Here is a 20,863-nt window from a genome sequence, read left to right on the forward strand (position 1 = left end):
TTTCCGGCAAATGATAATCATTCGCACTTAACAGCATCATCATAAAATGAATATACTTTTCTGTCAATATATAATTGAAAATGATTCTCAAATTCATTGACATAATCCTGTTATCGCCAGTACAATTGAATTAAATAAGATATACAAACGTGATTGGAAAGGTAACTGGATATGTTATTAAAAAATTCATGGCAGAAATGGATGGGGCTGTTCATTACCATTATTTTGCTGCTGTTTTTAATGTGCTCAAGCATAGTATACGGATATACAAATACAACATGGCAAATGGCCATTGATGCTTTTACCCATTTCAATGGGACGAATGAACACATTGTCATTCAATCAGTCAGACTGCCACGAGCCCTGATCGCATCGGCAATTGGTGCAAGTTTGGCCATCTCAGGGGTGTTAATGCAAACGCTAACTAAAAATCCACTCGCTTCTCCAGATATATTCGGTGTCAACGCAGGCGCGGGATTGGCGGTTGTCACTGGGGTCACCGTTTTTGGGATAAGCAATCTTCAAGTATTCACATGGCTGTCATTCATAGGGGCGGCCATAGCCGCGATAAGCATATATATGATTGGAAGCATGGGAAGTGGGGGCTTGACACCGATGAAGCTGACATTGGCTGGTGCAGCCATGACGGCCATGGTAGCTTCACTTACACAAGGTCTTCTTGTTTCTAATGAGGCTCTTTTAGAGCAAGTCCTATTCTGGCTTGCCGGGTCCGTTTCCGGTAGAAGTCTAGACAATTTAGTTGCCGTCCTGCCTTATCTTGTCGTAGGTTGGGGCCTTGCCTGGATCATGTCCGGTAAAATGAATGTGTTATCCATGGGTGAAGATGTTGCAAAAGGTCTTGGACTGAATATAGTATTCCTTAAACTGGTTATGGGGCTGGCAATCATCCTGCTCGCTGGCGGATCAGTAGCGGTTGCGGGTCCGATTGGCTTTATAGGAATCGTCGTTCCGCATCTTACCCGTTCTATAGTTGGCATCGATCATCGCTGGTTGATTCCCTTCTCTGGACTTTTCGGGGCGGTGCTTTTGATTGCAGCCGATGTCATATCCAGGTATATCCTGATGCCTCGAGAAATACCGGTTGGAGTCATGACAGCCATAATCGGGACCCCATTCTTTATTTATATAGCTAGAAAGGGGTTCAGCGGTCGATGAAGTCATATAAGAGCTTTCGTTTGTTTAATGAAAAAATATCATTCTTGATGGATAAAAAAGCTATGATCGTGATTTCCATATTATTTTTAGTCACTTCACTAGTGTTTGTTATCAGTACTGGAGTGGGTGAAATGAATATAAATCCGCTAAGTGTCCTCCAGGTCTTTATCGGAGGGGGGACGGATAGCGATCGGCTTATTATCCAATCTTTCCGCCTGCCTAGAATAATTGTTGCCCTGTTGGTAGGAATGGGCCTTGCTGTAGCTGGAGGAATCCTTCAAGGGATGATTCGAAATCCACTTGCTTCGCCGGATATCTTAGGGATAACAGGAGGAGCGACTGTAGCGGTCGTTGGATTCTTGGCCATTTTTAGCGATAAGAATCATTCTTTAACAGTGAGCATCAATTGGCTGCCGTTAGCTGCATTCATTGGGGCGACAGTCGTGGCCTTACTTGTTTATTCCTTGGCCTGGAAAAATGGAGTTCCCCCGATAAGGCTTGTGTTGATCGGGATTGGGGTGATGGCTTTAATGAAGGCACTCACTACGATGATGATGATTCTTGGGCCAGTCTTTCAAGCGAGCCAGGCAAACCTTTGGATCACGGGTTCAGTATCCAACTCCACCTGGAGTAATATCGCGGTGCTGGCTCCATGGACGATTCTATTCCTTTTACTTGCCTTTCTATATGCCAGGAATATTAATTTACAGGAGTTAGGCGATGACCTTGCAACGGGGCTTGGAGGACATGTCCAAAAACAGCGGTTTACATTATTGATGATCAGTACGGCATTGATTGGTGGTTCTACCGCTTTTGCTGGAGGAATTGGCTTTGTGGGACTAATGGCACCTCATATGGCTAGAAGGCTGGTTGGTTCGAGTTTTGGGGTGTTGTTGCCTACTTCAGCTTTGCTTGGCGGCATCCTTGTTATGGTAGCGGATTTGATTGGACGGACCTTATTCTCACCTTTGGAAATACCTGCTGGTGTCTTTACAGCGAGTATCGGGGCACCATACTTCATTTACTTACTTTATAAAACGAGGAATTCGTAATTCCGATAAAATGAATACTTTGAATAAGAAAAAAGCAGCCATCCTGGAGATGGCTGCTTCTTTCTTATTCATTAAGCTACTTTAGCAACTTCGATTTCGATGGTAAGAGTGATTTGATCGCCGATTAGTACGCCGCCTGTTTCTAATGCTGCGTTATAGGTCAGACCATAATCACTGCGTTTAACTTTCCCTTTTCCACTAAATCCCGCTTTTTCATTTCCCCATGGATCTTTTCCTTGGCCTTCGAAGGTGATGGCGAAAGTTTCTTCTTGTGTGATTCCGTTTAGAGTTACATTACCTGTTACATCGTATTCATCTTCATTCGTTTTCACGATTTTTGTTGATGTGAATGTTAATGTAGGATTTTTTTCTACATCAAAAAAATCAGCGGAACGCAAGTGGTTATCCCGGTCTGCATTCCGTGTGTCTATACTGGCCACATCTACGGTAAAATCAATATCTGCAGTTGTTAGGTCCAGTGGGTCTGCTGAAATGTTTGCCTCGAACTTATTAAAGCTTCCTTTTACTTTGGCGATCATCATATGTTTTACAGAAAATTCAATAGCACTGTGAGTTGGGTCGACTGTCCACTTTGTATTTGTCATGGTTATTCCTCCTGATTATTAATCTCGAACGTATATATCTTTAATTTGAGATATCTGAACTTAATGTAATTATAAGAGGTGAAAGTAGAAGTGTCAACTGAAAGTTTTCCTTATTTTAGAAAACGTGTAAAAACCCTGTGCATTTAAGGAGCACAGGGTTTTTCTTTTTAAGAAGGGTAAAAGCTAACTTTCTTTATTAATTGGCATGTTCTTTCTCTTTTTGATTAGTCACCTTACTCGGCCAAAAGGCATGGCGGCCAAGGAGGGAGGTGATTGCCGGGACCAGGAACGGGCGCACGATGAATGTGTCCATTAACACACCTAGAGCAGTAATGAGCCCGAATTGAACCAATACTTGAATCGGAGGTGTGGCAAGAACGGAAAAAGTGGCTGCCAAGATTATGCCGGCTGAAGTGATGACACCGCTAGTTTCGGCAACGCCTTTTCTAATGGCCTGCTTGATTGGCATCGTTTTTTTCTTACGCCAAATGCTTGAAACCATGAAAATGTTATAATCTTCTCCAAGTGCAACCAGGAATACGAATGAATAAAGCGGAATTGTCCCCTCTATGGCATCCACACCCATGAAATAGTGCAAGATTATCCAACCTAAGCCCATAGCTGCAAAGAAAGAGAGAATGACAGTTCCCATTAAATACACCATGGCTGTCACAGATCGCAAGTAGGCTAAAAGGAGCAATGAAATCAGGATGATGATGATCGGGATGATCTTGAATTCATCGGCTTTTACGGTATCCCTTTTATCAAATTGTGTCGCTGTTTGCCCGCCAATCCAAACCTTTTCATCAACAGAAGAGATATTGGCGGCCTTCAATTCTTTCTTTGCTATGGTGCGGATTTCTGGAATTGAATCAATGGCCTCAATATCGTATGGGTTTATGTTGAATGTGACTTCATAGGACTGCAGATCTATATTAGATTTACTTGTGACGGGATCAGCAACACTTTCAACGATATTCATCCCTTTTAATGCTGACGCTAAATCAATATCTTCACCATCCGTATCGACAACCACTGTGGCTGGTGCCAGTTCGCCTGGTGAATACGAGTCGGAAATGACGGAATAGCCTTCACGTGAGTTCATATCTTCAGGGAAAGAAGAGAGAATATCATATGAATATTTTATTTGCGAAGAATATCCAGCTAAAACACTGAAGATGATCAGGCATGTAAGAATGACGGTCCATGGCTTGGTTGTGACGATATTACCAATCCAATTACCGATACGACCTGATTCTTTATGCTTTTTGACTTCTTTTCCCTTTTTCTTGGCCCGTGCTTCTTCCATTTCTGGTGTACGCGGAACGATTGGGAAGAAGGAAGCCCTCCCGAATACAGAAAGCAATGCCGGTACAAGTGTTAAAGCTGCCAGCATCATGATTAAGATGGACAAGCTGAATGGTACAGCGAAACGGTGATAGGCTCCGTATTTGGCTACAAGCAATGTTAGCAGGGAAATGACAATCGTAAGGCCGCTCATTGCAATGGCACCTGATGAATCTTTAAATGCGGCAATCATGGCTTTCCGTTTACTTTCATGATTCCTTAATTCACTTCTGTAGTGAGAAATTAAAAATAGACAATAATCCGTTCCGGCACCGAATAATAATACGGTCATGATTGAAATGGCCTGTGAATCGACTGTAATCCAACCATGGTCTGCCATGAATCCAAGGATCGGGCTTGTGACAATATAGGCGAAGCCTACTCCGATTAAAGGAATGATGGCTAAAAGCGGGGAGCGGTAAATGAGTAATAAGACAACAAGTACAAGAATTACGGTTGCTAATAGCAATTTGAAATCCGCACCTGAAAATAATCCCGTTGCATCGACGGATATCCCTACAGGGCCTGTCACTCGAAGGGATAATTCACCTGAATCTGTTGGTACCTTGAATGGGTCCGATCCAATGCGTTCGGATACTGTTTCATTAATGCTTTCAAGATTTTTTCCCAGAATGGCAGTTTCGGTCTTTTCTTTAAAGAAAAGCGGCTGTACGAAAGTCGTTCCATCTTCCGAAACCGATCCTTGCAGAGCAGGCAACGGAATTTCATGTAGCGGTGGTAGAAAAGATTGCTGGGACAGTGGGTTATCTGTCAGTTCTTTGGAAAGGTACTGGATTTCAGCCAAGTCGGCTTCTGTCAGTCCACCTTCCCGATGCCATGTAAGCAGGGCAGGTAATCCAGAAGATTTCGGGAATTCTTTTTTAATAAGTTCATCAGCCACGACGGAAGCTGAGTCTTCAGGCAAGTCAGCGGCATTATTTGTTGTTCGATCATTTACGGCAGGCAATGTGAAGGTTAAGAGAATTGCTGTAATTATCCATAAAGCAATGACAACCCAACGACTGGTTTTTCCTGTCATCATCCTGCCAAGTCTTCCTATTATTGATTCGCCCAATTAAGGCACCTCGCTTTTTGAATTTTTTATCCTTATTTCATTATAATGAAGTGCTGTTGACTTATACAAAAATGGGTATGCTCCCTCTAAAAAGCCTTGAATGGATGATTGCCATTCAAGGCTTTCTTATCATTTTATGAGTTTAGAACAGACGAAGATTTCTTTTCAATCCATAGGAGCTTGCTGTAATGTTAACCGTTGTTGAATCGGTGCGGGTCATTCGATGATCGCGGGAAGGACACAAATATCAGGATTACTACTATTTCATAAAGCTCGCTCCTTTTCAGTATTACTAGAAAAAATATAGTGAAGTTTCTTGAAACATTAATGAGTAGTCAGCCCGTTTTTAATTCGATGTTATGAAGATATGTTGTTGGTGTTGTGAAAATGAAATCTTTCATATATAGGAGAAAAGCACTCATTTATTCAATTTCAATAAAATTTGAAGATTGAAGAGTGAAATATAGGGGATAGGGGAAAGTATAGTAGTATTGTGGAATTAATTAACATAGGAGGGATTTTTTTGTCTGATAAATCCAAAAAAACAAATGATGAATCGAAAGAAACATTAACGAACAGGCAAGGGCACCCCGTAACGAATAACCAGAGTCTTAGAACTGTAGGAAACAGAGGTCCTAGTACACTTGAGAACTACGATTTCCTGGAAAAGATCAGCCACTTCGATAGGGAGCGTATTCCTGAACGGGTGGTGCATGCCCGTGGTGCAGGTGCACATGGTTATTTTGTTCCGACTGGTAAAGCGGGGGACGAGCCTATTTCAAAATATACGAGAGCGAAGGTTTTTCAGGAAGAAGGTAAAAAAACACCGGTATTCGTGAGGTTTTCCTCTGTTATTCATGGAGGGACGTCCCCGGAAACGTTACGTGACCCCAGGGGATTTGCCGTTAAATTTTATACGGAAGATGGAAACTGGGATCTTGTAGGCAATAACCTGAAAATTTTCTTTATCCGTGATGCCATGAAATTCCCGGATTTAATTCATGCCTTCAAACCGGATCCGGTCACGAATATTCAGGACGGCAGAAGGATTTTCGATTTTTGCTCGAGTTCACCGGAAACATTCCATATGATTACCTTTGTGTTTTCCCCTTGGGGCATTCCAGCTAACTACCGCATGATGCAAGGGTCAGGGGTCAATACTTATAAATGGGTGAATGAGGAAGGCAAAGCCGTACTTGTCAAATATCACTGGGAACCGAAACAAGGGATCAAGAACCTGACGCAGCAAGAGGCTAATGAAATTCAAGCTACGAATTTCAATCATGCCACACAGGATTTATATGAAGCGATCGAACGCGGGGACTACCCGGAATGGGATCTCAACGTACAGATCATGAGTGATGATGATCATCCCGAGTTGGATTTTGATCCTCTTGATGACACAAAGATCTGGCCGAAAGATGAGTTCCCATGGCTGCATGTCGGTACGATGGTATTGGATAGAAACCCGGAAGACTACTTCACTGAAGTTGAACAGGCTGCATTCGGCACGGGTGTCCTAGTGGATGGACTGGACTTTTCTGATGATAAGATGTTACAGGGACGTACATTCTCTTATTCCGATACACAGCGTCACCGTGTTGGCGCGAATTATCTGCAATTGCCGATAAATGCTCCAAAGAAGCCAACAGCCACGAATCAGACGGGCGGACAGATGCAATATGAAGTTGGCAGAGGTAATCAAAGCCCCCACATCAACTACGAACCATCAACTGTAGGCGGTTTGAAAGAAGCCAAGCAGACGGGCAAGGAGCATACACCTTTGGTAGAAGGGAAGCTTGTTCGTGAGACAATCGATCGCCAAAACAATACGAATCAGGCTGGTGAAACATTCCGTGAATTCGAAGATTGGGAAAAAGACGATTTAATCTCCAATTTAGTGTCGGCATTGGCTCCTGCCGACAATCGCATTCAGGAAAAAATGATAGCCCTAGCCGAAGAGGCTGATGAAGAGTATGGCCGCAGATTAAAAGAGGGATTAGCCTCGGCTTCTGAACATACGGAATCTTCAAAACCTATGGGTGGAACGGATAACCCAGAGGATGCAGTCAGAAAAGGACATGAAGCAGATCCATATTGATTGGTCTGAAAAGAAGCAAACTTCCCTTTAAAGGGGTTTGCTTCTTTTTTTAATGGGCATAATTTATGGATGGGTGGAATGGTCTTCAGGGGGTGCCGTCTAAAATCAAGCAGGAAATAGATTGGCAAAAAACTTCATAATCATTTAAACTGAAACTACTCTATTTTTCTCTTATAAAGGAGATGAAAAAATGATTAAAATTCTTTCTGCCCTTTTCCTTCCTTGTCTACTTGTCATGCTATTTTCAAGAGTCACCTATAACAATGTCGTTGGCCTTGTTTTAACGGTTGCCTTGATTACAGCTTCCGCATATAAAGGTTATACGCATACAAACTTATTGATCATCGTGGATGCCTTATCCCTGACTGTGGGATTTTGGTTATCAAAAAGAATGATGAAACGAACATCCAAGAGCGCCTGACATCAAAGGTGCTTTTTTTGTACTCAACTTGTCATTCCCCTCAATACCCATCGAGTCTATAAACAAAAAATAGAATGGATGTTCGCTTATTGCTGGTTTGTTTTGAGGCGATTGTGGTAGAATGTGTATATATACATTCTTAAACCGGAATAAATAGAAGGGATATAGCCATGTCCCGTTTTCATATAAAAATATTTCAATAGGAGGCTATGCTTGGTGAAGGATAAGTTTGAGTTAGTCTCAAAATACTCTCCTGAAGGAGATCAACCTGCAGCAATTGAAATGCTTGTCAAAGGCATTAAAGAAGGCAAGGAAATGCAGACATTATTGGGGGCAACGGGGACAGGGAAGACGTTCACCGTTTCCAATGTGATTCAACAAATAAATAAACCGACTCTTGTCATTGCCCACAATAAAACGTTGGCAGGACAGCTTTACAGTGAGTTCAAAGAGTTTTTCCCAAATAATGCCGTTGAATACTTCGTCAGCTATTATGATTACTACCAGCCAGAAGCTTATGTTCCATCCACTGATACATTCATCGAAAAAGATGCAAGCATCAATGATGAAATCGATAAACTGCGTCACTCGGCTACCTCTTCTTTGTTCGAAAGGAAAGATGTCATCATCATTGCCAGCGTTTCGTGCATATATGGACTCGGTTCCCCGGAAGAGTACCGCGAGATGGTCGTTTCTCTCCGAACAGGCATGGAAATAGACAGGAATGCCTTGCTGCACAGACTCGTGGATATTCAATATGAGCGGAATGATATTGCTTTCCAACGGGGGACTTTCCGCGTTCGTGGCGACGTGGTCGAAATTTTCCCAGCCTCACGTGATGAACATTGCGTAAGGGTCGAGTTTTTCGGAGATGAGATTGACCGTATCCGTGAAGTGGATGCCCTGACTGGTGAAATTACCGGAGAACGTGAACATATCGCCATTTTCCCGGCTTCCCATTTCGTTACTCGCGAAGAGAAAATGAGGATAGCCGTTCAAAATATCGAAACGGAACTGGAAGAGCGATTGAAGGAATTAAGGGAAGATGAAAAGCTCCTTGAAGCCCAGCGCTTGGAGCAGCGGACCCGTTATGATTTGGAAATGATGCGGGAAATGGGCTTTTGTTCAGGGATCGAGAACTATTCCCGCCATTTAACGCTTCGTCCCTCAGGTGCGACACCTTACACTTTAATGGATTACTTTCCAGAGGATTTCCTTTTGGTCGTGGATGAATCACACGTGACCCTTTCGCAAATCCGGGGAATGTTCAATGGGGATCAGGCACGTAAGCAAGTACTCGTCGATCATGGCTTCCGTCTGCCGTCTGCAAAGGATAACCGCCCGCTAAGATTTGAAGAATTTGAAAAAAAGGTCCATCAATCCATATTCGTTTCGGCAACTCCGGGACCATATGAACTCGAACATACGCCAGAAATGGTTCAGCAGATCATCCGTCCTACCGGCTTGCTGGATCCAACGATAGAAGTGCGGCCGATTGAAGGACAGATAGATGACTTGATCGGTGAAATACAAGAGCGCGTCAAAAAGAACGAGCGCGTCCTCATTACGACCTTAACGAAAAAGATGTCTGAGGATTTAACCGATTATTTAAAGGAAATTGGCATCAAGGTCCAATACCTTCATTCGGAAGTGAAGACCTTGGACAGGATAGAAATCATCCGGGAACTGCGAATGGGTAAATATGATGTACTCGTTGGAATCAATCTTTTAAGGGAAGGCCTGGATATTCCGGAAGTGTCATTAGTGACAATTCTGGATGCCGATAAAGAAGGGTTCCTTCGCTCGGAGCGCTCGCTTATTCAAACGATGGGCCGTGCAGCCCGTAATGCCAACGGCCACGTCATCATGTATGCGGACCGCATCACGAATTCGATGGAACTTGCCATCAATGAAACGAAGCGGCGCCGTGAAATTCAGGAAAATTATAATAAAGAGCATGGAATAATGCCGCAAACCATTCAAAAGGATATCCGGGACTCCATCAGGGCCACTCACGTAGCGGAAGAAGGAGAAGCGTATAAAGAAGATCTTGCACCAAGTCTCGCGAAGCTTCCTAAAAAGGAGCGCGTAAAAGTGATGGCAAGCATGGAAAAAGAAATGAAGGAAGCGGCAAAGGCATTGGACTTCGAGCGAGCTGCCGAGCTGCGTGATTTATTACTAGAGTTAAAAGCGGAAGGGTGACGAAACATGGCAATGGATAAAATTGTGATAAAAGGCGCCAGGGCCAATAATTTAAAGAATATTGATATCACGATACCGAGAGACAAACTTGTCGTGCTGACCGGATTATCCGGATCTGGAAAGTCTTCCTTGGCTTTTGACACGATTTATGCAGAAGGGCAAAGGCGTTATGTAGAATCACTGTCCGCTTATGCCCGTCAATTCTTAGGCCAAGTGGATAAACCGGATGTCGATGCGATCGAAGGTTTGTCGCCAGCCATTTCCATAGACCAGAAAACGACCAGTCGAAATCCGCGTTCAACCGTAGGGACTGTGACGGAAATCTATGATTATTTAAGGCTGTTATTTGCACGGGTCGGCAGGCCGACCTGTCCGATCCATAATATTGAAATTACCTCACAAACGATTGAGCAAATGGTGGACCGCATTCTTGATTACCCTGAGCGCACCAAGCTTCAGGTATTGGCACCGCTTGTCTCAGGCAGAAAAGGGACACATGCAAAAGTTTTGGAGGAAGTTAAGAAACAAGGATATGTCCGCATTCGTGTGAACGGGGAAATGCATGATCTTAGTGATGAGATCACTCTCGAAAAAAATAAAAAACATTCGATTGAAGTCATTATAGACCGGATCGTCATTAAAGAGGGTGTCATGGCGCGGCTTGCAGATTCATTGGAAAGTGCTTTGAAGCTCGGTGAAGGCAAAGTCATCATTGACGTCATGGGTGAAGAAGAGCTGCTGTTCAGTGAACATCATGCTTGTCCATACTGCGGGTTTTCGATTGAAGAGTTAGAGCCGAGGATGTTCTCCTTCAATAGCCCGTTTGGAGCCTGCCCGGATTGTGATGGTTTGGGGGCGAGGCTTGAGGTGGACCGTGATCTGGTCATACCCAATAAGGAATTAAGCCTCCGTCAACATGCTATCGCGCCATGGGAGCCGACGAGTTCTCAATATTATCCTCAGCTTCTTGAAGCGGTGGCCAACCATTATGGGATAGATATGGATATCCCCGTTAAAGATTTACCGGAAGATAAATTGGAGAAGGTCTTGCTTGGTTCAGGTAAAGATAAGATATATTTCCGTTATAAAAATGATTTTGGAAGAGTGCAAGAAGGATATATTCCTTTTGAAGGAGTTTTAAGAAATATCGAAAGGCGCTTCAAGGAGACGAGTTCAGACTATATTCGTGAGCAAATGCAGAAATATATGTCAGAACATCACTGTCCAACCTGTAAGGGTCATCGATTGAAAAAAGAGAGTCTTTCCGTGCTCATTCAAGGGGTCCATATAAGTGAAACAACAGCTTTATCAGTGGAAGATGCGTTAGTATTTTTCGATGATCTGGATTTGACTGAAAAGGAAGCTGCCATTGCGAGATTGATTTTACGTGAGATTCGTGAGCGGCTCGGATTCCTGGCTAATGTTGGTTTGGAATATTTGACTTTGAGCAGGGCAGCAGGGACATTATCAGGGGGCGAAGCACAGCGTATACGATTGGCGACGCAGATCGGTTCCCGTTTGACGGGGGTCCTGTACATTTTAGATGAACCTTCAATAGGGCTGCATCAGAGGGATAACGATCGATTAATTGAAACATTGAAGAATATGCGCGAAATCGGGAACACCCTGATTGTTGTCGAGCACGATGAAGATACGATGCTTGCTGCGGATTATTTGATCGATGTTGGTCCGGGCGCAGGAGCACATGGAGGAGAAATAGTGGCCGCTGGAACTCCGGAAGAGGTCATGAATAATCCTAAATCCTTAACGGGCCAATATTTAGCAGGGAAGAAATTCATTCCATTGCCATTGGAACGCCGGAAAAATGATGGCCGCGTCATTGAAATAAAAGGTGCCAAGGAAAATAATTTAAAAAACGTTAATGTTAAATTCCCTCTTGGAGTCTTTACAGCCGTTACAGGAGTCTCGGGATCAGGGAAAAGTACATTAGTGAATGAGATCCTCCATAAGTCATTGGCTCAAAAGCTGAACCGGGCAAAAGCTAGACCAGGCGATTTTCGTGAGATCAAGGGAATTGAGCATTTAGATAAAGTCATTGATATTGACCAGTCACCGATCGGTAGAACCCCACGATCAAATCCAGCTACCTATACAGGTGTATTTGATGATGTTCGTGACGTTTTTGCCTCGACTAATGAAGCGAAGATCCGCGGTTATAAAAAAGGACGGTTCAGCTTCAATGTGAAGGGCGGCCGCTGTGAAGCATGCCGTGGTGATGGGATTATCAAGATAGAAATGCATTTTCTCCCGGATGTCTATGTCCCATGTGAAATCTGTCATGGAAAACGTTATAACAGGGAAACGCTTGAAGTGAAATATAAAGGGAAAAACATTTCCGACATTCTCGATATGACAGTTGAGGAAGGCGTTAGTTTCTTTGAAAATATCCCGAAAATCAAACGGAAGCTACAAACGATTTTTGACGTTGGTTTGGGTTATATCAAGCTTGGACAGCCTGCTACCACTTTATCAGGCGGTGAAGCGCAAAGGGTGAAACTTGCTTCTGAATTGCATCGCCGTTCCACTGGGCGATCCTTTTATATCTTGGATGAACCAACTACCGGACTTCATGTCCACGATATAGCAAGGTTGCTCGAGGTCCTGCAGCGGCTGGTTGACAATGGGGATACAGTTTTGGTGATTGAGCATAATCTGGATGTCATCAAGACGGCGGACCATATTATTGACCTGGGACCGGAAGGCGGAGATAAGGGCGGAACGATCGTCACTTATGGAACACCTGAAAAAATATGTGAAGTTTCCGAATCATATACGGGAAAATACTTAAAACCTGTACTGACCCGTGATCAAATTCGCATGGAAAATTGGATTGAAGAAAAAGAACAAGAGCATGAACATGCTTAAAAGAACAAGCCATCCGGCTTGTTTTTTTGTAGAAAAATGACGGTGTGCATTTAATCAATCATTTGATTAAACAATAGGAAAACAGGATATTTCCGGGGAAATGATACATCTTCCATTTCGGAAATTGTCATTTTCCTTTGTCGAATGATGGGAAAAAGGGTATTTATGAAACTTTTTAGATATCTAGGCGTATGTATGAATAAAATGATAGAAGAAAGCGAGGAATGTTCATGCAGGAGGAAAGAAAGAAAATCTTAGAAATGATTCAGGATGGAAAGTTATCAGCGGAAGAAGCGATGGGCCTTTTGGAAGAATTGGATAAAGCCAGTCAGGAAAGTGAAGCTAAAGAGCAGAAATTGCAGCATGAATTATCGACGGTAGTCGTGGATAAGAAAAGCGAAGGAAGCACTCAGGACACGTTTAAGAAGAATATCCAGTCATCGAAAGAAAAGATTATTGATTTCGTTGAAAGTGCTTTTAAGAAAATCAAAGAAACGGACCTTGATTTCAATTTCGGGAAATCTGTGGAGGTCAGTCATATTTTTCAGCATGATTTTGATTTCCTCAATGAAGTTGATGTAGATATAGCAAATGGGAAAATAAAAATCGCTGCATGGGACCATAATGATGTCAGGGTTGAGTGCCAGGCAAAGGTATACCGGGTGGAAGATATAGAAGAAGCTAGGAAAAACTTTTTGGAAGAAGTCGATTTTTCGATTGAAGATGGAAAGATGAATTTCAAGGTTCGTGAGAAATCCATAAAGGTCGATACGATCATGTACATTCCAAGGAAGGAATATGAAGTCATTCATGTAAGGATGTTCAATGGTGCAATCACGACTGAATCTTTGAAATCGGAGAACCTTAAAGCGAAGACAGCGAATGGTGCCATTCATATCATGCAGGGTACGGGCGATTCTTGTGAGCTTGAAACGGGTAACGGGATGATCACCATTTCAGATACCAACTTTAATGACTTGGAAGCTGAGACCTTGAATGGGGCGATTAATGCCGATGGATACTTCAAGAAACTGGATGTCCAGACTTTCAATGGGGAAATCGTCTGTACGAATTCAGGGATGGATTGCGATTCAATCCATGCTAAGTCTATTACTGGGAAAGTCCAGCTGATCCTGCCACCAGGTAAGGCGATTGAGGGAGAGTTGAAATCTAATTTAGGAAGCTTTAATGTAACTTTGGAAGGGATGACCATCATCGAAGAGAAAAGTGATGTGGTTCAGAAAGTCCTTAAGTTTAAGACGGTTAAAGAAGAGGTTCCTGTGCTTCATGTTTTTGCAGAAACAAAGACTGCCGCGATAACAGTTTCCTGAAGAAGCAGAAAGCCTGCCAGACGGGCTTTCTGTTCGTAGACAAAAGGGGTTCTATCTAAATTTTAAAATAAAGTTTATTGGAACGTAAGGTACGAGACTCCTGCGGGGAAGGCGTGTCTAGGGTGACTCTGCAGGCGCAAAGGCGTCGAGGAGGCTCCCGGACCGCCCACGGAAAGCGAGTGCCTGGAGTGGAAATCAACGTTAAATTGTTCAAAACCTTAAAAAACTGTAGACAAAATCATATTTTCATCGAGTTATCCACAGTCTGAAAGCCCGCCAATATAAACTGGCGGGCTTGCTTTTATTTTGGTGTAAGGATTCATGTATGTTCCTCTCATCTCTTTACTGGTTATGAGGCCATCCCGCTGCTATCATCTGGGCGGAGTGAATAAAAAAACAATAAATCGATAATGCTTTGTTTGGTTATTAACAGAAAAATGCTAAAATAGAAAAAGTATCTCTAAAAATAGCATCGCTCCAAAAGGAGGAAAGATATATGGCAAAAGTCCGTACAAAAGATATAGTTGAAGCGTTCGGTCTAGAACTTATCAGTGGGGAAGAAGGAATTAACCGTCCAATTGTCACGAGTGATTTATCTCGTCCAGGACTTGAAATAGCCGGTTTTTTTGATTATTATCCCGCGGATCGAGTACAGCTTTTAGGCATGACGGAAATGTCCTTTTTTAATCGGTTGAATGAACCGGATCGAATACAGAGGATGGAAGAGTTATGCAGGGACTTTACTCCAGGCATCATCATTACGCGTGGTCAGGAAGTGCCGATAGAGTTAATAGAAGCTTCTGAGCGGGAATCCGTTCCTGTGATGAGATCTAATATGAAGACAACGCGCTTATACAGCCGTTTGACCAACTTCCTTGAAAGTAGGTTGGCACCAACTACTGCTGTTCATGGTGTATTGGTGGATATCTATGGGCTGGGTGTGTTGATCACCGGGAAAAGCGGTGTCGGTAAAAGTGAGACAGCCTTGGAATTAGTGAAACGGGGTCATCGTCTCGTAGCCGATGATTGCGTCGAAATCAGGCAGGAAGACCAAGATACCCTAGTCGGGAATGCCCCGGATTTAATCGAACATCTTCTTGAAATAAGAGGGTTGGGAATCATTAATGTAATGACGCTTTTTGGAGCTGGTGCAGTCCGGAGCAATAAAAAGATCTCAATCGTCATCAATCTGGAACTATGGGAAAAAAACAAGCAGTATGACCGGGTTGGTCTTGATGAAGAAAAAATGAAAATCATCGATACGGAAGTGACGAAAATTACCGTACCTGTGCGTCCAGGTCGAAATTTAGCTGTTATCATTGAGGTGGCAGCCATGAATTACCGCCTGAAACGAATGGGAGTAAATGCTGCAGAACAGTTTTCAGATCGCTTGAATCATGCAATTGCAGATCCTGAACATGATGAATTTTAAAAGGTATATAGGAAAAGAGGGGACAATATGGAACAAGGAATACAACCGCTGAATCCAATAGCGATTGATCTTGGCCCTATTCAGGTTCATTGGTATGGACTGATCATCGGTTTCGGTGTGTTACTGGGTCTTATTATCGCTTTAAGGGAATCTGAGCGAAGAGGTCTCGATAAGGAAATTTTTACCGATATGATTTTGTTTGCTGTCCCAATTGCGATCATTAGTGCCCGTATTTATTATGTCATCTTCCAATGGGAGTACTATTCACAAAACCCGGGGGATATCATAAAAATATGGAATGGCGGAATTGCCATACACGGTGCGCTGATTGGAGCGGTATTGACTGCCATAGTTTTTGCCAAGGTCAAGAAAGTCTCATTTTGGAAGCTGGCGGATATTGCTGCACCGAGTTTATTGTTGGGGCAGGCGATTGGCCGTTGGGGTAATTTCATGAATCAGGAAGCACACGGGGGAGAAATAACAAGGTCATTCCTGGAAAATATGCATTTGCCTGAATTCATCATTAATCAAATGTACATAAACGGTACGTATTATCACCCAACCTTTTTGTATGAATCGATTTGGAATATCGTCGGTGTAATCATCCTCTTAAGTTTACGGAAAGTGAACTTGCGCAGGGGTGAACTATTTTTAACTTATGTATTATGGTATTCCATCGGACGTTTTTACATTGAAGGTTTGCGGACGGATAGTTTGATGCTGACGGAGTCGCTGCGTATCGCACAAGTGATCTCGATTGTCCTGGTAGCTGTGGCCATTGCTTTAGTGGTCTATAGAAGGGTCCGTGGGCTTGCAGACAAAAGATACTTAGATGCATAGGGAATATGTGTAAAGGGAGAGGGCATAGTGATAGTGGATTCGGTTAAAAAGGGACTTCTTTCCGGCTTGAATACAACTTGGTCTTTGGGTAAAGTGATATTTCCAGTCACTCTGATCGTCACTGTGCTTCAATATACGCCTGTACTGCCATTTATCATTAACTTGATAGCGCCTTTGATGAATCTCATTGGTCTTCCAGGGGATGCGGCAATTCCGCTCGTGTTAGGGAATTTCCTGAATTTATACGCAGCGATAGCAGGCATATTAACGCTTGATTTGACTGTGAAAGAGGTTTTTATTATCGCTACGATGCTATCTTTTTCACATAATCTATTAATCGAGTCTGGTGTGGCGATGAAAACCGGCGTCAAGCTGTGGATCATTTTAACAGTGCGGATCGGGCTTGCACTTTTGTCAGCGGTCGTCATCAATCTTGTTTGGCAGGGCGGATCTGAAATGGCACAAGGAGTGGCTATCGGGGAGACGGCAGAGATAAACGGAGCGGGTGCAATCCTTATACATGGTGTAATCCAGGCCCTTTCCGGAATCGCCCAGCTGGCGGTCATCGTTATACCGCTTATGGTAGTGGTTCAAATCATGAAAGATTTAAAATGGCTGGAAGCCTTCTCAAAAGCCCTTGCTCCCTTTATGAAGGTCCTTGGGATGAAACCGAATGCTTCCATGCCTTTCGTTACAGGTCTGACTCTTGGATTGGCATATGGGGCTGGCGTAATGATTCAAGCAGCGAAGGAAGATAATGTCTCGAAGAAGGATATGACGATTGCATTCATCTTTTTAGTTGCCTGCCATGCTGTTGTAGAAGACACACTGATTTTTATTCCACTGGGGATTCCGGTCTTGCCGTTGTTACTTATTCGGTTACTCACTGCTATTGTTCTAACGATGGTCGTTGCGTATATTTGGAATCGGACTGACAGAGTACAGAGAAAGGAAGCTGTATATGAACAGTAACATAACTACATTATTATTTGATCTTGATGGTACGTTGATCAATACAAATGAATTGATCATCGCCTCTTTTACAGAAACTTTAAACCACTTTTGTCCTGGAAAGTTCAATCGGGAAGATATCATTCCATTTATTGGCCCGACTTTGGTTGATACTTTTTCGTCCATCGATCCAAAGCGAGTGGATGAAATGATCGCTTTCTATCGGGAACATAATTGGAAGAACCATGATTTGCTTGTCACACAATTTGACGGGGTATACGAAACCGTTCAAGCATTGAAGCAGAGCGGCTATAAATTGGCAGTCGTTACGACAAAGAAACGTGATGTCGTCGAAAAGGGCTTGCGTTTAAGCAAACTGGATCAATTCTTTGAAGTGGTGGTCACATTGGATGAGGTCCAAAATGCAAAGCCGGATCCAGAGCCTTTGGTTAAAGCTTTAAATCAACTCGGTTCGGTTCCTGAAGAAGCGATCATGATTGGCGACAGTTATCATGATATTCTTGGCGGGAAAAACACAGGTACAAAAACGGCGGGGGTCTCATGGTCCATTAAAGGCCGTGAATTTTTGGAAAGTTATCACCCAGACTATATGCTGGAGCATATGGCAGATTTATTGAATATCGTTGAGGTTGAAAATCTCACGGAGGCTAGAAGATGAGACGTACGTTCCGCTATCCAGTTGAAGGGGCTAATTCACTATGGCATGTGTATAAGACCGTTCCTTTCTGGAAAGTCGTAAAGAACTTTGTGGTGATACAGCTAGCGCGTTATACGCCTTTTCTCGGTATGAAGAATTGGCTTTACAGGACTTTTTTACATATGAAAGTCGGAAAGCATACTTCGTTTGCCTTGATGGTCATGCCGGATGTGATGTTTCCGGAAAAAATATCAGTGGGAATAAATACAGTCATTGGCTATAATACGACGATTCTTGCTCATGAATATTTGATTCATGAATATCGTTTAGGAGATGTAGTCATTGGGGATGAGGTATTGATCGGAGCCAATTCGACCATCCTTCCAGGACTTTCAATTGGAAATGGGGCGATTGTCTCTGCGGGGACGCTTGTCCATAAGGATGTTCCAGAGGGAGCTTTCGTCGGCGGAAATCCAATGAAAATCATATATACCAAAGAGGAAATGCTTGAGAGGGATCAGCAAACTTCCTTATGAAAAAGGGACTTGCCCATTTATGCGGCAGGTCCTTTTTAATGGCATTTTGGATATAACGGACTCAGTTGATGTTTAGGTGATCTATGACTTCCTTAATTGATGCATTTTCCTTGTTCAAACTGTCGTTTCATACGTTTCTTGCAAAATTCGAAAAAACTTTTCCAGTGCTTGTTTATCCATATTGAGCTTGTCCCCCTACTATCCATTTAAGATTTATGAATAGGGGGCTGAATAACTTCAGCCCCCATATCTCATTTATTCAATTCCGTTTTCAATAAATCGGCAACCAATACGTACCGTTCTGGTGCACTGCCGATATAGGAAAAAGGATAGCAGGTTGTTACTGTAAGTGTGGCTTTAGGTTTGGGAACGATCACGGTACGGTCATCTGCATCGACGATACGTACCTTCCTCACTTTATATGTAAACGTACCAGCTTCTGTCTTGGCAATCAGCAAGTCACCTTGACCGACTTCACCCAGATCTCTGAAAATAGTATCTCGATGACCGGATAGAACGGAATTATCCTTTTCACCAGGGAGGACAGACCCTGCATAATGGCCGACGCCCTTTTCGAGTTCATCTTCGTCCGTTCCGTGGTAAATTGGGAGAGTTGCCTCGATTTTTGGAATATAGAGCTCACCCATCAGATCACCTGTCTCCGGTCGTTCATCATAAAGTTCAAGCCCATCGGGAATATCTGCATTCGTCTTCGGTTCGGGTAGTTTAGCTGTCGCTTCCGGTTCTGGGAGTTTAGCTGTCGCTTCCGGTTCGGGTAGTTTAGCCGTCGCTTCCGGTTCTGAGAGCTTAGCAGTTACCTCGGTTGTATCAGACTTATTCCATTTATATATGGCATAGCCTTTTAACAGTGTATAGGCGTTGGTCGTTGTAAAATAAAAACCTATGATTAAAAAGCAAACAGCAGTGATGAGTAACCATTTTCTCTTATGCCTGGATTGCCTATTTTCTCTCATCTTAATTAGCAAGTCTCGCTTTTCTAATTAATGCGAAAGCGATGCCCATCATCACTAAACCGATTAAAGCACCGAATAGGTAATTACCAGCCGTTTTAGGAAGCACTCCGCCTTTTTCCGTTTTATGTACGGTTTTTACGGGTTTCTTCTTTTCCTTTTTTACATCAACCACTTTAGAAATGACCTCAGTTGACTGTTTGATGTCATTACCTGTTTCTTTCACTAAATCGGAACCGATCATTTCACCCGTCAATTTAAAATCGAGCAAAAGATTGCCGTTTAGATCATAAATAGAAACTAGTAAACTAGCATTCGGCAAATCCTTAAGCTGGAATAAAGCCTCAAGGGATAGGTTAGTAGTGACACCATCATGTATCAAGGCGAATTTGAATTGAATTTGCAGCAAACTTTGCAGATCATTATATATCGAAAGCAATTCAGCCACTTGCTCTGCAGACAATTCATCAATTGTTTCGAAATATTCGAGTTGATCCATCCTATCGGAAATGGCCATTAAGCGATCTTCAAAGGAAGGGTCCTCGACGATAGGTAAAAGATGGTTCATGAATCTGTCGAGCTCTTCGTCCGTAAGACCGATCTCAGTAAAAAGCCCGTCCATTAAATCGATGATCTCTTCATCATCATATTCCGTCTCTTCATCTTCATAACCCATTTCTAGATCGATGATATCTTCTATGTCGTAAATGAAGTGGAAGGTATCGACGATGGAATCTCCCTCTTCCAGTTCGCCGTATTCTACCAATAATTCCGTGAGTTCTGCTTCTGTCATTTCATATTCTTTAAGTAGATTCAGTAAAGTCTCGGGAGTGACGGCCGGCCCTAATGTATCACGCAACTCTTCTACAGATTCCAGTTCATTCAATGTTAGGTCGTAATAGCCTAAATATTCTTCCAATTCTTCTTGTGTCATCCTAACTTCAGAAAGGTATACATTAAGCTCATCCTGGTTGATCTTAGTGGCCGCAAAACCCTTTGTTCCGCTTAAACCCAGCGAAAAAAGAACAATAAGCGCCAAAAAAAATGAAAAATATCTCTTCAATTCCATTTCCCCCTAAAATTTTATAATATATCCAAACTCCTGAATTATTATAAAACAGCTAAACCAAAAGGTATACATTAATAACAATGAATGGCTAAAGATAGGAATAAATATCCAGGGAAAAAGGTATGGCCCCTTCCGTTTGACCTTAAAATGATCATGAAGAAAGATATCAAAGACCGTCGTGATTGGAGGCACTTTTTTCTTGACGTGAGG

The 20,863-nt window shown here is 42.8% G+C and carries 16 protein-coding genes; 12 read left to right on the top strand and 4 right to left on the bottom strand.

The window, feature by feature from the left end:
• The first annotated feature begins 171 nt into the window (after positions 1 to 171).
• Positions 172 to 1,176 carry a FecCD family ABC transporter permease gene (locus QUF86_RS07230; protein WP_289314403.1) on the top strand — a complete coding sequence of 335 codons (1,005 nt, stop codon included), beginning with the start codon at positions 172 to 174 and terminating at the stop codon, positions 1,174 to 1,176.
• Positions 1,173 to 2,228 (top strand): FecCD family ABC transporter permease, encoded by a 1,056-nt coding sequence (locus tag QUF86_RS07235; RefSeq protein ID WP_289333929.1) that lies wholly within the window; start codon positions 1,173 to 1,175, stop codon positions 2,226 to 2,228. Before QUF86_RS07230 ends, QUF86_RS07235 begins: the two co-directional genes overlap by 4 nt.
• 71 nt (positions 2,229 to 2,299) lie before the next feature.
• On the opposite strand, the gene QUF86_RS07240 is transcribed toward QUF86_RS07235, so the two are convergent.
• Both QUF86_RS07240 and QUF86_RS07245 read right to left on the bottom strand, forming a co-directional pair.
• The gene (locus QUF86_RS07240; RefSeq protein ID WP_289314405.1) at positions 2,300 to 2,833 is read right to left on the bottom strand and encodes a YceI family protein; all 534 of its coding nucleotides are present in this window, start codon (positions 2,831 to 2,833) and stop codon (positions 2,300 to 2,302) included.
• 196 nt (positions 2,834 to 3,029) lie between these two features.
• Positions 3,030 to 5,222 carry an MMPL family transporter gene (locus tag QUF86_RS07245; protein ID WP_289336192.1) on the bottom strand — a complete coding sequence of 731 codons (2,193 nt, stop codon included), beginning with the start codon at positions 5,220 to 5,222 and terminating at the stop codon, positions 3,030 to 3,032.
• 550 nt (positions 5,223 to 5,772) lie between these two features.
• Between QUF86_RS07245 and QUF86_RS07250 the strand changes: the two genes are divergently transcribed.
• From QUF86_RS07250 to QUF86_RS07295, 10 genes are all read left to right on the top strand, one after another.
• The gene (locus tag QUF86_RS07250) at positions 5,773 to 7,356 is read left to right on the top strand and encodes a catalase (protein WP_289336193.1); all 1,584 of its coding nucleotides are present in this window, start codon (positions 5,773 to 5,775) and stop codon (positions 7,354 to 7,356) included.
• Positions 7,357 to 7,546: 190 nt separating this feature from the next.
• Positions 7,547 to 7,777 (top strand): CsbA family protein, encoded by a 231-nt coding sequence (locus tag QUF86_RS07255; protein WP_034309928.1) that lies wholly within the window; start codon positions 7,547 to 7,549, stop codon positions 7,775 to 7,777.
• Between the two features lie 216 nt (positions 7,778 to 7,993).
• The gene (gene uvrB, locus QUF86_RS07260) at positions 7,994 to 9,979 is read left to right on the top strand and encodes an excinuclease ABC subunit UvrB (protein WP_289333930.1); all 1,986 of its coding nucleotides are present in this window, start codon (positions 7,994 to 7,996) and stop codon (positions 9,977 to 9,979) included.
• A gap of 6 nt (positions 9,980 to 9,985) precedes the next feature.
• Positions 9,986 to 12,865 carry an excinuclease ABC subunit UvrA gene (gene uvrA, locus QUF86_RS07265; protein ID WP_289333931.1) on the top strand — a complete coding sequence of 960 codons (2,880 nt, stop codon included), beginning with the start codon at positions 9,986 to 9,988 and terminating at the stop codon, positions 12,863 to 12,865.
• 230 nt (positions 12,866 to 13,095) lie between these two features.
• On the top strand, positions 13,096 to 14,196 hold the full coding sequence (locus QUF86_RS07270; protein WP_289314408.1) for a DUF4097 family beta strand repeat-containing protein: 1,101 nt from the start codon (positions 13,096 to 13,098) through the stop codon (positions 14,194 to 14,196).
• Between the two features lie 496 nt (positions 14,197 to 14,692).
• Positions 14,693 to 15,628: an HPr(Ser) kinase/phosphatase gene (gene hprK / locus QUF86_RS07275; protein ID WP_034309933.1), complete on the top strand. Its 936-nt coding sequence runs from the start codon at positions 14,693 to 14,695 to the stop codon at positions 15,626 to 15,628.
• Between the two features lie 27 nt (positions 15,629 to 15,655).
• Complete coding sequence (lgt, locus tag QUF86_RS07280) at positions 15,656 to 16,468, top strand: prolipoprotein diacylglyceryl transferase (protein ID WP_289333932.1); 813 nt, start codon at positions 15,656 to 15,658, stop codon at positions 16,466 to 16,468.
• A gap of 27 nt (positions 16,469 to 16,495) precedes the next feature.
• Positions 16,496 to 17,440, top strand: coding sequence for a nucleoside recognition domain-containing protein (locus tag QUF86_RS07285; protein ID WP_289333933.1), 945 nt, complete (start codon positions 16,496 to 16,498; stop codon positions 17,438 to 17,440).
• The gene (gene ppaX, locus QUF86_RS07290; protein ID WP_289333934.1) at positions 17,430 to 18,098 is read left to right on the top strand and encodes a pyrophosphatase PpaX; all 669 of its coding nucleotides are present in this window, start codon (positions 17,430 to 17,432) and stop codon (positions 18,096 to 18,098) included. The genes QUF86_RS07285 and ppaX overlap by 11 nt, the downstream gene beginning before the upstream one ends.
• On the top strand, positions 18,095 to 18,613 hold the full coding sequence (locus QUF86_RS07295) for an acyltransferase (RefSeq protein WP_061465570.1): 519 nt from the start codon (positions 18,095 to 18,097) through the stop codon (positions 18,611 to 18,613). The genes ppaX and QUF86_RS07295 overlap by 4 nt, the downstream gene beginning before the upstream one ends.
• A 251-nt stretch (positions 18,614 to 18,864) precedes the next feature.
• Here QUF86_RS07295 and QUF86_RS07300 read toward each other — a convergent pair whose 3' ends face one another.
• Together QUF86_RS07300 and QUF86_RS07305 are read right to left on the bottom strand one after the other, a co-directional pair.
• The gene (locus QUF86_RS07300; protein WP_483313948.1) at positions 18,865 to 19,587 is read right to left on the bottom strand and encodes a class D sortase; all 723 of its coding nucleotides are present in this window, start codon (positions 19,585 to 19,587) and stop codon (positions 18,865 to 18,867) included.
• Between the two features lies 1 nt (position 19,588).
• Positions 19,589 to 20,647 (bottom strand): processed acidic surface protein, encoded by a 1,059-nt coding sequence (locus tag QUF86_RS07305; protein ID WP_289333935.1) that lies wholly within the window; start codon positions 20,645 to 20,647, stop codon positions 19,589 to 19,591.
• Between the last annotated feature and the right edge of the window lie 216 nt (positions 20,648 to 20,863).

This window comes from Peribacillus sp. NJ11 (assembly GCF_030348405.1).
Classification (GTDB): domain Bacteria; phylum Bacillota; class Bacilli; order Bacillales; family DSM-1321; genus Peribacillus.